Genomic DNA, 12,536 nt, shown 5'->3' on the forward strand with positions numbered 1-12,536 from the left:
CAGGCGTCGATCGCGCGTTGAATGCCGGCCGCGCGTCATTCGCCCCTCCAGACGCGCCGGTGCAGGGGATTGAAGCCGATCCGGTAGACGAGCTCCGCCGGCTCTTCGACGTCCCAGAGGCAGAAGTCGGCGGATTTCCCGACCTCGAGCGTTCCGGTCTCGCCGATCCTGCCGAGCGCGCGCGCCGCCTCGCGCGTCACACCGGCGAGGCATTCCGTGACCGTCAGCCCGAAGAGGGTCGCCCCCATGTTCATGGTGAGGAGCAGCGAGGTGAGCGGCGAGGTGCCCGGATTGTTGTCGGTCGCGAGTGCAATCCGCACGCCGTGCTTGCGGAAGAGATCGACCGGCGGCTTTCGCGTCTCGCGCAGGAAGTAGAAGGCGCCGGGAAGGAGAACCGCGACGGTGCCGGCCTTCGCCATGGCGATGGCGCCCGCCTCGTCGGCATATTCGAGGTGATCGGCTGACAGCGCGCCGTAAGACGCTGCGAGCGCCGTACCGGAAAGATTCGAGAGCTGGTCGGCGTGAAGCTTGACCGGCAGGCCGAGCTCCCGGGCCGCGTCGAAGACCAGCCGGATATCTTCCGGGGAAAAGGCGATCCCTTCGCAGAAGCCATCGACGGCGTCCACGAGGCCCTCGGCCTGCGCGGCCTTCATGCCGGGGATGACCACGTCACCGATGAAGTCGCGGTTGCGGCCCTTGTACTCGGCCGGCGTCGCGTGTGCTCCGAGATAGGTCGTGGTGATCGACACCCGCCGCATCGTGGCGAGCCTGCGTGCCGCCCGCAGCATCTTCAACTCGTCTTCGACGGTCAGGCCGTAGCCCGACTTTATCTCGATCGTGGTGACGCCTTCTGCGAGCAGCGCATCGAGGCGCGACAGGCTCTCGCGGACGAGGTCGTCCTCGCTTGCCGCGCGGACCTTGCCGACCGACGAGACGATGCCGCCGCCCGCCCGCGCGATCTCGTCGTAGCTCGCCCCGGCAAGCCGCATCTGGAACTCGTTTGCGCGGTTGCCGGCATGGACGAGATGGGTGTGGCAGTCGACGAGGCCGGGCGTGATCCAGCGACCTTTGCAATCGACAACGTCGGAGGAGGTAATGAGCACGGAGGGCAGGTCGGCCGCCGGTCCCGCATAGGCGATGCGTCCGTCGCGGACGACGAGAGCGGCGTCTTCGACGATGCCGAGCCCGGGACGTCTCGGATCGAGCGTCGCAAGCCGTGCATTGGTCCAGACGCGAACAGCAGTCGCCATGTCGTTCCTCCTCCTCAACGGTGTTGCGCAACGCCCGTTTCTGGAATATGTATATACTTAATCGAAAGCGATGCAAGACGAAAATCGATCAAGCGAGGGAGGATGGCCCGATGGCCTCGATACATGCGAAGCTGGCGCTCCTGCCGGGCGGTTGGGCGAAGGATGTCCGGATCGGCCTGAACGGGCGCGACATCGAAACCGTGGAAACCGGTGTCGAGGCCGCTCCGAATGACGAACGTCACGACATCCTTCTTCCGGCGATGGCCAATCTTCACAGCCATGCCTTCCAGCGCGGCATGGCGGGGCTTGCCGAGACGCGCGGGCCGGCCGAAGACAATTTCTGGAGCTGGCGGACGGTGATGTACAGGTTCGCCCTCTCGATGAACCCCGACCAGATGCAGGCGATCGCGGCCCAGCTCTATGTCGAGATGCTGGAGGCGGGGTTTTGCCGCGTCGGTGAGTTCCACTATCTCCACCACGACAGGGACGGCCGGCCCTATGCCGATATCGCCGAGATGGCCACCCGTATCGTCGCTGCGGCGGAGGAGACCGGGATCGGGCTTACTCTGTTACCCGTCTTCTATGCCCACTCGAATTTCGGCGGGCGTGCCCCGACCGACGGTCAGCGGCGCTTCATCTGCGACCTCGAGTCGTTCGGGCGTATCCTCGACGGTGCAAGGCGTGCGGCGAGCCGCCTGCCGGGCGCCGTCACCGGGCTTGCCCCCCACAGCCTGCGCGCCGTCACGCCCGACGAGCTTGCCGCCCTGACGACCCTCGCTCCCGAAGGGCCAATCCATATCCATGCGGCGGAGCAGGTGAGGGAGGTGAAGGATTGCATCGCCGCGCTCGGCCGGCGCCCCGTCGAATGGCTGCTGGAGAATGCCGGCGTCGACGGGCGCTGGTGCCTGATCCACGCCACCCACATGACGGCGGAAGAGGCGCGGGGGCTCGCCCGCTCCGGCGCTGTCGCAGGCCTCTGCCCGATCACCGAGGCCAATCTCGGCGACGGCTTCTTCGAGGCGGAGACTTATCTGGCAAACGCCGGTGCATTCGGCGTCGGCTCGGACTCCAACGTGCTGATCGGCATCCGTGACGAGTTGCGGCAGCTCGAATATGCGCAACGTCTCGCAAGTCGGGCGCGCAATATCGTCGCTATTCCCGGCGGTTCGACCGGGCGGCGCCTCTTCGACGGCGCGGTTGCAGGCGGTGCGCAGGCGCTCGGTGTGCGGTCGGGGCTTGTAGCCGGTGCGCCGGCGGACATGATGACGCTCGACCGTTCCGCCGCCCGGTATGTCGGCGCCGAGCAGATCCTCGATCACTTCATCTTCGCGACCGGTATCGGCGTCGGTTCGGTCTGGGCGGGCGGACGGAAAGTCGTCGACGGCGGACGGCATCTCCGCCGCGAGGAGATCGCTACGCGGTTCCGGCACGTCATGGCGGAGCTCGTCTCGGCTTGAAACGGCGCCGCCCGGCCAAGATTCCGGTTCAGTCCGGCCGATGGCTGCGTTAAAGCAGGGCGATCATGCCAACGGGGACAGGCGACCAGTGACGACGAAAACCGGTTCAGGCAAGGAAGCGACCTTGCACCAGCGCATCCTGCGCGACATCGAGAGCCGGATCCTGAGCGGCGAATGGCCGCCGGGACATCATATCCCCTTCGAGGTTGACCTCGCGACCGAGTATGATTGCTCGCGCATGACGGTCAACAAGGTGATGACTGAGCTCGCCAAGGCGGGGCTCGTCGAGCGGCACAGGAAAGCCGGCAGCTTCGTCCGTCAGCCGCAGGCGCAGTCGGCGGTGCTGGAAATCCACGACATCGAGGCTGAGGTGAAATCGCTCGGCCTCGCCTATGGTTTCACCTTGGTTCGCAAGGAGGAACGTGTCGCGACGGCCGACGACCGTCGGCTGCTCGAGATCGGGGATGGTCCTGCGGTGGTGCAGGTTCTCTGCATTCACTTTGCCGGCGAGCGCCCCTTCTGCATCGAGGAACGCCTCATCAACCTCGCCGTTGTGCCCGAAGCGGTAGGCTCGGATTTTGCCGGAATGCCGCCCGGACGCTGGCTGCTGCGGCAGGTGCCGTGGACCACCGCCGAACATAGGATCAGCGCCGTTTCTGCCGAGGCCGAAACGGCTCGCATGCTGCGGATCGCGAAGGGCGCGGCCTGTCTCGTGATCGAGCGACGCACATGGAGCGGACAGGGGCCGGTGACATGGGTGCGCTTCACCTATCCCGGCGAGAGCCACGCGCTCGTCGCCCGTTTCACACCGGCGTCGAACCAGACGGAACGGTCGTGAGGTAGCGGACGATGTGAAGGGTCGCGGATGTCGGTGAAAAGTCGCCGTGTCGATCAGGTCCGATTGACTCGTGCCTTTCCCGCCGCCAGGAACGGTGCGAAAGCTTGGCGGATCTTTTCAAGAAATGCGTCGCTGAAGCGACCGATCGGTTTCTGGGCGGGATCCAGGTAGTATGACCGTTGCAGGACGTCATAATTGCACTCGCTGACAGTGATCCAGCCGCGCTCGTAGCCTGTTAACTTCGCCCGGCGTAGCTCCAGTCCCGGTATCTCGATAGCTGCCTGCCCGTCGAACGGTGGCTTCGAGGAAATCGGCAGCAGCAGGATATGGGTGAGTCCCTGATGGTCCGTGACAGTCAGGATCAGGCAGACGGGGCGATCCTTTTCACCATGTTCGCGACCTGGATTTTCCTCGATCTGCCAACGCCAGAGATAAGGGTAGGAGACGATGTCGCCACGTCGAAATCGCTCACTCATCCGCGGAGGCCTGATAGTCGGCGGAATCGCTTTCTAACTGCTGCAGGAACATTGCCGCGAGTTGCTCAGGCATTTCTCCCGCCTTGTAGACACGACGGGGATCCGCATGGCCCTTCAGCATTTCAAATAGTTCGACGGGAACAACGACCACCGACGGACGGCCGTGCTTCGTCAGCGTGATGGGAGTCTTCCGGGCTTCGTCATGATAGTGGCCGAAGTGGCGAACGAATTCTGCGGTGGTGACGGTGTGCATGGCGCGACCTTTTCTGTATTTCCTGAATAATACAGAAAAGGTCGGATTGCACAAGCTGGCCCCGCGCCAACGAATTACATTCGGCTGGGCCGTTCGGCGACCTTGAACGTCGGAGGACGGTGGTCCGTGTCACGCAATTCGCAGCGGCCGCCCATCGGGTATCAACCTGTCCCGCAGTTGCTCGACGGTCATCGGCTTTCCGCAGAGATGCCCCTGGAGCAGCTGGCAGCCCGCTTCCCGGGCGGTCTGTGCCTGTTCTTCGGTCTCGATCCCCTCTGCCGTCACCGGAATGTCGAGTGAGGAGGCGAGGTGGATGGTCGCCTTCAGCACCTCGTTGTTGTCCGAGCTCATCAGGGAGCGGTCGATCTTCACCTTGTCGAATCCGAATTGCCGGAGCGTGCCGACGCTTGCGTGTCCCGTCCCGAAGTCATCCATGGCAAAGCGAACGCCGACGGCGCGCAGCGCGTCGATCGAGCGCCGGGCGCGATCGGGCTTGGAGATCAGGACACCTTCGGTGACTTCGAGAATGAGTCGGTTGGCGTCGAAGTCTTCTTCGACAAGCATCGTCTTCACTTCGCCTGCGAAATTCGGATTGCAGAGCTGGATCGGAGAGACGTTGACGGAAAGCTCGAGAGACTGCCAGGAGGAAACGGCGCGGATCGAGCCGAGCAGCATCTTTCGGGTCAATGCCTCGATGAGGCCGGACTTCTCCGCGAGCGGAATGAACACTTCCGGGCTGACCGTGCCGGTCGGCGGCGCCCAACGCGCAAGCGCCTCGACTCCGGTGATTTCTCCGCCCGATGCCGCAACGAGCGGCTGGAAGACGATCTGAATCTCGTCGTCCTCGATCGCAGTCTTCAGGCGCCTCTCGGCGAAGGCCCGATCCTCCCGCTCCCTGTCCAGTTGCTCGTCGAAGGCGACGACCTGTCCACGGCCATCCTCCTTGGCGCGGTAGAGCGCCATGTCGGCCCGACGAATAATCTCGAGTTCGGGCAGGTGCGCGGCCTTGACCGCAAAGCCGACACTTGCCCCGACCTCTACGGTGCGTCCGTCGATGTCGAAAGGTTCGGCGAGCGCGCGGACGATGCGGGCGCCGAATTCGGCAGCGCCCGAGGCGCCGTGCTGGATCACGGCGAACTCGTCGCCGCCGAGGCGCGCGGCAGCGAGAACGTCGGGATGAATGGTCGCCAGTTTCCTTGCGACAAGGCGGATGAGCTCGTCGCCGACCGCGTGTCCCCAGGTGTCGTTGACCGCCTTGAAGCCATCGAGGTCGACGAGGTGGATCACGGATGTACGTTCCGGCGCCTCGCCGATCGCCCGGACGAGGCCGACCCTGTTCAGAAGACCCGTGAGGTAATCGTGGCTTGCGTCATGAGCGGCCTTCGCGGCGACGGCACGCTCCTTACGAAGCTCTAAAGCAGAGAAGACGACGACCACCACCAGAAAGAGGATGAACAGGCCAACCAGCATGGCCAATCGCGGCTTCACTTGGTCGTAGACGGCGGTGCCGGGGCGCAGTTCGGGCCAGTTCAGGTATCCGACGGGCTGTCCCTGCGTTCCGTGGAGGGCCCGGGTGAGCTGCCCCGGTTGCGGCACATCGCTGAGCACCAGTCCTTCGATCTGGAAGTCTTCGGAGATCGTCGTGACGTAGTCCGGGGTCAGTTCCTTGAAGAAGGTGAGAGACTTGTAGGCTTCGTTTTCCGGCTGATCCCCAAAGGGCTGGACGGCCATGGTGGCGAGCATCATCACATGGCCGGAAAACGGATAGAAATTCACGAGGGGGTCGGGGCTGCGATTACCGGACGCCGCGATTGCCCGCCGGACGAAGTCGGGGCCGAACGCCGAGATCGCGTCGAACTCCTCGCCTTTCAGGTAGGCCTTGACCTGAGCGCCTTTCGCGTCGAGGACGATCGCGCCGTCATAGAGCGGGTAGTCCTCGCTCGTCGAACCCCAGTTGTCGTAGATCCAGGCATCCGCGTCCTGCGAGGATACCGCCGCATAGGCGTCGTCCCAGACGGCGTTGTCCCTGACGGTTGCGCCCAGCTTCTTCTTGATCGATGAGACTGCCGCCTGCATGGCGTTCACGGACCGGTTGGCATCGATGCTGTTTGCCGCGTCACGCATCGCCGTGACGACGTTGCCCGACAGGAACGCCACCGTGAAGGCGATGGCAAGCACAAAGGTCGTTGCCAGGATCACACCACGGTTCTGTCTTATCGCGCGCTTCGTCTTCACCGGAATCATGTCGGAGGTCTTGCTGGTTACATCGTCATGTCCGGGTGGACCGCAGGAAACATCATGTTCGCCGAGCGCTGCATCCTTCCGAATAGCAGAAATTCCTTTCCAAATTGGTACGATCTACCGGGCGCAATCGCCCCACGCACATTTCCGGTACGGCGGATGCGTTTCTCATCGCCGCCGCTTCAGCCGGTCGCGCTCTTCTCCGCGCAGATCGCATAGCGGTGCTGGGTCGCCCGTTCGAGCCCCTTGAGGAAACCGAAGTTCTTCTTCTGGGTGCGGTGGATCGCACGCATGTCGGTGTCGACGGTGATCCTGTCGAAGCCGGCCTGGCGGAGGAGGGCGACGACAGCCTCCGCGCGCGCACCGCCGGAGAAATAGACCCGGGAGAGAATGCTCTGATGGGTTTCGGCAAGGACCTCGGCCGACGGCCCGTTTTGTGCGTTCCCGGCGGAGGTCAGCCAGCGAGAGACCCTCCTTGCGAGACGGGCGACAAGGCCCGGATTGACGAAGTCGCCGTCGACGATCAGCAATCGGCCGCCGGGCCTCAGCAACCGGTGCCATTCGCGGAAGGCGGCGAGGGGATCAACGAGCGTCCACACGAGATGGCGGTTGGTGATCACGTCATAGGAGTCATCGAGCTCCATGGTGTTCTCGGCGTCGCCCATCAGGAAGCGGATCGTCCGTCCGCGGGCGCTGGCCTTCGCGCGTGCTCGCTCCAGCATCGGCTCGGCCCAGTCCATGCCCGTGACGCGGAAGTCGAGATCGTCGAGGAGATGCGAAACGACTGCGGTGCCACAGGCGAGATCGAGCGCTTCGCGACCGTCGCCCTCGCCGAGATGGCGCCGCAACAGCGCGTGCCATGCCGTTCTTTCGGCCTCGGAAAATATCTCGTGGCCGGGCTGGCTGTCGAACGTCGCGGCCCGCACTGACCAATAGGCTTTGATCTCATCGCGAAGATCATGATTCGAAAATGTCGTGACCGTCTGCATTCCGGGCTTTCCTGAAAAGTGGAGTGAAGCTGGAAGCTTTCTAAAAGATAATTCTTGACTCGAAAAGTCATAAAATAATAAATCGCCGCAGCACACATCGCAGGAGAGATAAATTGTTCGGATTCAATAGGGTGGCCTCCGCCGCCGCGTTTTCGCTCGCTCTTTTTTCTGGCGCCGCCTCCGCCGAAACGGTCACCGTCACGGATATCACCGGCCGTGAGGTTCAGGTGAATGTACCGGTCGAGCGGGTCATTCTGGGCGAAGGCCGCCAGATCTATTTCACCGCCGCGCTCGACACCGATGCGCCCTTCAAGCGCGTCGTCGGCTGGCGCGACGACTTCAAGAAGGCGGACCTCGACGGTTACAACATCTATCTCGAAAAATTCCCGGAGATGGCGAAGATCCCGACCTTCGGGGGCATGAAGGATGGCACCTTCGACATCGAACAGGCGGTGGCGCTCAAGCCCGACGTCATCATCATGAACACCGAGGCGAAGTCCGCGACCGAGGAGTCCGGCTATATCGAGAAGCTCGCCAAGGTCGGCATCCCGCTCGTCTACATCGACTTCCGCGAGAAGCCGATGCAGCACACCGACCAATCGATGCGTATCATCGGCAAGCTTTTCGGCAAGGAGGCCCGCGCCGAGGAATTCGTGACGTTCCACGACGAGCAGCTCGCCCGCGTGACCGACGTACTCGCCAGGGCGGGAGGGATCGACAAGCCCGTGGTCTTCATGGAGCGCGCCGGCGGCTACAGCGACGATTGCTGCATGTCCTTCGGAGACGAGAACTTCGGCAAGATGGTCGAAATCGCCGGTGGCGTGAACATGGCGAAGGACATCATTCCCGGCACCTTCGGCACGGTCAATCCCGAGCAGATCATCGCCTCCAATCCGGATCAGGTCATCGTCACTGGCTCCAACTGGGAGCTTTACGTGCCGGGCGGCAAATGGGTGGGCGTCGGCCCCGGCGCGGATGCGGCGACCGCCATGCAGAAGCTTGCGGTCCTGATGCAGCGCCCCGCCTTCACCGGCGTCAAGGCCGTCGAGGAAGGCAATGTCCACGCGATCTGGCACCAGTTCTACAACAGCCCCTACCAGTTCGTCGCGGTACAGCAGATCGCCAAGTGGCTCCATCCGGACCTCTTCAAGGATCTCGACCCGGATGCGACGTTCAAGGAACTGCACGAGCGCTTCCTGCCGGTCGCCTACCACACCGGATACTTCGCCTCCTTGAAGGCCGGCCTCTGACGACACCGGGCCGGCGACGATCGCCGGCCCTCCATTCCACGAGGTCAGGAATGCGCATTTCCACGATTTTCAGCGTGCTCACACCCTCGCCGGGCATTTCTTTGCACAAGAGAGACATTTGATGGTCGCCGTTACCGACATACGCGTTCCTCGGGCGGGGGAGCCGGAGAAGACCCGGCGGCAGTATCGGGCACTCGCCGGCCGGCGGTTCGCGATCCTGGTCCTGCTTTTCCTCGCCCTGCTGCTGTCGGTCGCCGCCGACATGGCACTCGGTCCTGCCCGCTATACCCTCAGCCAGGTCGTTTCCGCGGTTTTCTCTCCCTCCGACGTCGCAAATCAGCTGCGCGTCGTCATCTGGGACATCCGCATGCCGGTCGCCCTGATGGCAGTCACCGTAGGGGCCTGCCTCTCGGTCGCCGGCGCTCAGATGCAGACCATTCTCGCCAATCCGCTCGCGAGCCCTTTCACCCTCGGCATTTCGGCGGCGGCCGGCTTCGGCGCCGCGATGGCGCTCGTCGCCGGTGTGGCGATCTTTCCGGCGGCGATCGAGTACATGATTCCGATCAACGCCTTTCTGATGGCGATGCTCGCCTCGCTCTTCATCTACGGGGTCTCGACGCTCCGCGGCGTGACGGTTGAAACGATCGTACTGCTCGGCATTGCGCTCGTCTTCACCTTCAACGCGCTTCTGTCGCTGCTCGAATATCTCGCCTCCGAACAGGCGCTCGCCGCCGTCGTCTTCTGGACCATGGGCTCGCTCACCAAGGCGACCTGGCCCAAGGTCGCGGTCACAGCGGCCGTGCTCGTCTTCGTCATCCCGCTCTTTGCCCGCAACGCCTGGGCGCTCACGGCGCTGCGCCTCGGCGACGACAAGGCGGCCTCCTTCGGCGTCAATGTCCGGCGGCTCAGGCTCGAGACGATGATGCTCGTCAGCCTGCTTGCGGCGATCCCGGTCTCCTTCGTCGGCACGATCGGCTTCATCGGGCTCGTCGGACCGCATATCGCCCGGATGGTCGTCGGCGAGGACCAGCGCTTCTTCCTGCCGGGCTCGGCGATCTGCGGGGCGCTGCTGCTCTCCGTCACCTCGGTCGTCTCGAAGGTGCTGATCCCGGCGCCATTTTGCCGATCGGGGTGATCACGGCGCTGGTCGGGGTTCCCTTCTTCTTCTCCCTCATCTTCACCAACCGGAGGCGGGCATGGTAGCCATCAGACTGGAAGGGCTCGGCGCCCGCTACGGCCGCGCGCAGGTCTTCGAAGGCATCAGCACCGATCGCTTGCCGGGCGGCGAACTCACGGCTGTCGTCGGGCCGAATGCCGCCGGCAAGTCGACGCTCTTCAAGCGCGTCGCGAACCTGCTTTCGGGTCCCGGAACCGTGCATGTCGAAGATGTCCGCCCCGAGCGGCGGGCCGTCTGTTACATGCCGCAGGATACCGGCGCCAATGCCGTGCTGACCGTCTACGAATCCGTCCTGCTTGCGGCCAAGCAAGGAGGCGGCTGGCGGGTCGCCGAGCACGACCTTCGTGCCATCGACCGTTTGCTCGTGGAACTGCGGATTGCCGATCTCGCCTTCCGGAATCTCGGCGCACTCTCGGGCGGCCAGCGGCAGCTGGTCGCTATCGCCCAGGCGCTGGTGCGCCGGCCGGAAGTGCTGCTGATGGACGAACCGACCTCGGCACTCGACCTCTTTCGCCAGATCGAGGTGCTCGATTTTATGCGCAGGACGGCGGCGAGCGAAGGCATGGCGGTGCTGATCGCCCTCCACGACCTCAACCATGCGCTGCGCTACTGCACGCGCACCATGGTGATCGCCGACGGGAGACTGGTCGCGAGCGGCCCGACGGACGAGGTCATCACGCCCGCCATGCTGCGCGACGTCTACAAGGTCGCCGCCCGCGTCGAATGCTGCAGCGAAGGCCGCCCGATGATCGTCGTCGACGGAACGGCGTGAGCGGCGGAGCGAGAGGGAGCATTTCGCGTCGCGATGAACTGACTGCCGGACGGTGATCCGGACCGTTCGCGGCCATCAGGGTACGCGCATCGCCTGCCGGGAATCGCCGAGGCCCTCTCGACGTCGGCGGCTCAGCCAGGCACTCCAGAAGAGGCTTGTGAAGAAGCGTCGAGGATGCTCGAAACCGACGTCGGTGAGCAGCCTTGCCACCGCCTCCTCGGAGGGTGGCGGATCGGCGCCTCTCAGGATCGTGTTCATCTTGATGCGGACATCATCCGGTTCGGCTCCATGCATCCGCCACCGGTTGGCCCAGGCCTCCATGAACAGCGGGTTGTCACGATAGGACCCGCAATTGCCCGCCAGGATCAGTGGAGCACCCTCGCGCACGCGCTTCGCGAGCTCATCCAGCAGATGCCGCTTCGCGGCATCGCCCGGAAGGTGGTGCAGGACGCCGATCATCACGGCGGCGTCGAAACCGGTCTCTGGCGTAACACCTGTGAGGTCGCCGTGCCGCAGTTCCACCCGCTCCGACAATCCGTTCTCGGCGATTGCAGCACGGGCGAAGCCCAGCATCGAGTCTGAAGGATCGACGCCAAGAAAGGTCCAGCCAGCTTCGAGGCGCGCCGCCGCGACAATCTCGCCGGCGGTGCCGCCGGCGCCGACCACGAGGATCCTTGCCGTTCCTATCGGACCGAGCGCGGCCGAAAGCATGCAGGCCGAGAGCTGGTGGCAGGCCTCATAGCCAGCCAGCGCGATCCGGCTTTGTCGCGCATACTCGGACGCGCGGACGTCGTCGAACTTGTCTGCCGCGTGTTCGCTCATTCCCTTCCTCCAGATGACGCTTCAGTTGGCCTGGGTGGCCTTGTCCTCCTTCAAGATCTAATAGAATTTGGATCGCGCGTTCGGAGAAAAACATGATCAAGAATCCTAAGTCGGCCCAAAGTCATGATCGGCTCGCCGCCTTTCTGGAGACCTTTCCATTGACTGCCGTGCCATGTGACGAGATTGGCCAGGCCAATCTGCTGATCGTAGGTTCCGCCACCGTGCGGCAGCCGACCCAGATCCTGTTCCGACCGCGCGTGGTGCCGGACCTGCCGGAGGCAAAGATGATGCTTGCGGGAACAAAAGTGGACTTCGGCGGAAGCATCAATCCGCTGGTCGGTGCCCTGCCGGAGGAGATCACGCTTCCACTTGAAGAGGAACCACATCTCGCGGCACTTGCGGTGCTGGTCATCGACGAGACGGAGAGACCCAGATGCGGCGGTGCCGCGATCCGCGAGCGGCTGGCGGAGGTGGTCGTGGTACTGGCGGTCCGCAGGGCGATCGCCGCCGGAACGGTGAATGCCGGCCTGTTGATGGGGCTTGCGCATCCGGAGCTTCACGCGAGCCTGGTCGCCATGCACGACGCGCCCGCGCGACAGTGGAGGCTCGAGGAACTGGCGACGATCGCGGGCATGGGACGCAGCCGTTTCATCCGCGAGTTTGCCGCGACCGTCGGCACAACCCCGGTCAGCTACCTGAATGGCTGGCGGTTGACGCTGGGGCGCGTCCGGTTGCGCGCCGGCAAGAGCGTGAAGGCAACCGCGGCTTCTGTCGGCTTCGGTAGTGCGGCAGCCTTCTCCCGTGCCTACAGCCGGCACTTCGGTCATGCACCCTCCGAACGCCGGCAGGCGAAGGGCGTCAGCTGATCGAGGTCGACGGAACGGTTCGAGCCGTAAGGCCGGGTGTGGGGCGTGTCGCCTGGCGAGAGACGGGATGGCCAACCGGACGAAGTCCAGACCTCTCGAGTCGTCAAGGCGACTGCCGTCCCAGCCTTGGCCTTGCGGGTGACAA

Annotated in this window: 11 protein-coding genes and 1 pseudogene; 6 read left to right on the forward strand and 6 right to left on the reverse strand. The window is 64.2% G+C overall.

Features of this window, described 5'->3' with window-relative positions:
- Positions 1–35: 35 nt before the first annotated feature.
- Entirely contained in the window at positions 36–1,250 is a 1,215-nt protein-coding gene (hutI, locus tag H4I97_RS22770; protein ID WP_182307970.1) for an imidazolonepropionase, read from the reverse strand.
- Between the two features lie 110 nt (positions 1,251–1,360).
- Here hutI and H4I97_RS22775 point away from each other — a divergent pair, with 110 nt between their 5' ends.
- Together H4I97_RS22775 and hutC are read left to right on the forward strand one after the other, a co-directional pair.
- A complete protein-coding gene (locus tag H4I97_RS22775; protein ID WP_182307971.1) occupies positions 1,361–2,707 on the forward strand; it encodes a formimidoylglutamate deiminase in 1,347 nt (448 codons plus the stop codon).
- Positions 2,708–2,747: 40 nt separating this feature from the next.
- On the forward strand, positions 2,748–3,545 hold the full coding sequence (hutC, locus tag H4I97_RS22780; RefSeq protein ID WP_182307972.1) for a histidine utilization transcriptional repressor HutC: 798 nt from the start codon (positions 2,748–2,750) through the stop codon (positions 3,543–3,545).
- Between the two features lie 53 nt (positions 3,546–3,598).
- Here hutC and H4I97_RS22785 read toward each other — a convergent pair whose 3' ends face one another.
- From H4I97_RS22785 to H4I97_RS22800, 4 genes are all read right to left on the reverse strand, one after another.
- Complete coding sequence (locus H4I97_RS22785; protein ID WP_182307973.1) at positions 3,599–4,021, reverse strand: hypothetical protein; 423 nt, start codon at positions 4,019–4,021, stop codon at positions 3,599–3,601.
- The gene (locus H4I97_RS22790; RefSeq protein WP_182307974.1) at positions 4,014–4,274 is read right to left on the reverse strand and encodes a type II toxin-antitoxin system prevent-host-death family antitoxin; all 261 of its coding nucleotides are present in this window, start codon (positions 4,272–4,274) and stop codon (positions 4,014–4,016) included. The genes H4I97_RS22785 and H4I97_RS22790 overlap by 8 nt, the downstream gene beginning before the upstream one ends.
- A gap of 129 nt (positions 4,275–4,403) precedes the next feature.
- Positions 4,404–6,518 (reverse strand): bifunctional diguanylate cyclase/phosphodiesterase, encoded by a 2,115-nt coding sequence (locus H4I97_RS22795; protein ID WP_182307975.1) that lies wholly within the window; start codon positions 6,516–6,518, stop codon positions 4,404–4,406.
- Between the two features lie 179 nt (positions 6,519–6,697).
- Positions 6,698–7,504: a class I SAM-dependent methyltransferase gene (locus H4I97_RS22800; protein WP_182307976.1), complete on the reverse strand. Its 807-nt coding sequence runs from the start codon at positions 7,502–7,504 to the stop codon at positions 6,698–6,700.
- A gap of 113 nt (positions 7,505–7,617) precedes the next feature.
- On the opposite strand from H4I97_RS22800, the gene H4I97_RS22805 reads away from it, so the two are divergent.
- The 3 genes and pseudogenes from H4I97_RS22805 (at position 7,618) to H4I97_RS22815 (ending at position 10,703) form a co-directional block, all read left to right on the forward strand.
- A complete protein-coding gene (locus H4I97_RS22805) occupies positions 7,618–8,754 on the forward strand; it encodes an ABC transporter substrate-binding protein (RefSeq protein WP_182307977.1) in 1,137 nt (378 codons plus the stop codon).
- 121 nt (positions 8,755–8,875) lie between these two features.
- Positions 8,876–9,957 (forward strand): annotated as a pseudogene (locus H4I97_RS22810) (FecCD family ABC transporter permease).
- On the forward strand, positions 9,951–10,703 hold the full coding sequence (locus H4I97_RS22815) for an ABC transporter ATP-binding protein (RefSeq protein ID WP_182307978.1): 753 nt from the start codon (positions 9,951–9,953) through the stop codon (positions 10,701–10,703). The pseudogene H4I97_RS22810 and the gene H4I97_RS22815 overlap by 7 nt, the downstream one beginning before the upstream one ends.
- A 75-nt stretch (positions 10,704–10,778) precedes the next feature.
- Here the strand turns inward: H4I97_RS22815 and H4I97_RS22820 are convergent, their stop codons facing one another.
- On the reverse strand, positions 10,779–11,525 hold the full coding sequence (locus H4I97_RS22820; protein WP_182307979.1) for an SAM-dependent methyltransferase: 747 nt from the start codon (positions 11,523–11,525) through the stop codon (positions 10,779–10,781).
- A 92-nt stretch (positions 11,526–11,617) separates the two neighbouring features.
- On the opposite strand from H4I97_RS22820, the gene H4I97_RS22825 reads away from it, so the two are divergent.
- Complete coding sequence (locus H4I97_RS22825; RefSeq protein ID WP_182307980.1) at positions 11,618–12,391, forward strand: AraC family transcriptional regulator; 774 nt, start codon at positions 11,618–11,620, stop codon at positions 12,389–12,391.
- Positions 12,392–12,536 lie beyond the last annotated feature (145 nt).

This window comes from Ciceribacter thiooxidans, assembly GCF_014126615.1.
Classification (GTDB): domain Bacteria; phylum Pseudomonadota; class Alphaproteobacteria; order Rhizobiales; family Rhizobiaceae; genus Allorhizobium; species Allorhizobium thiooxidans.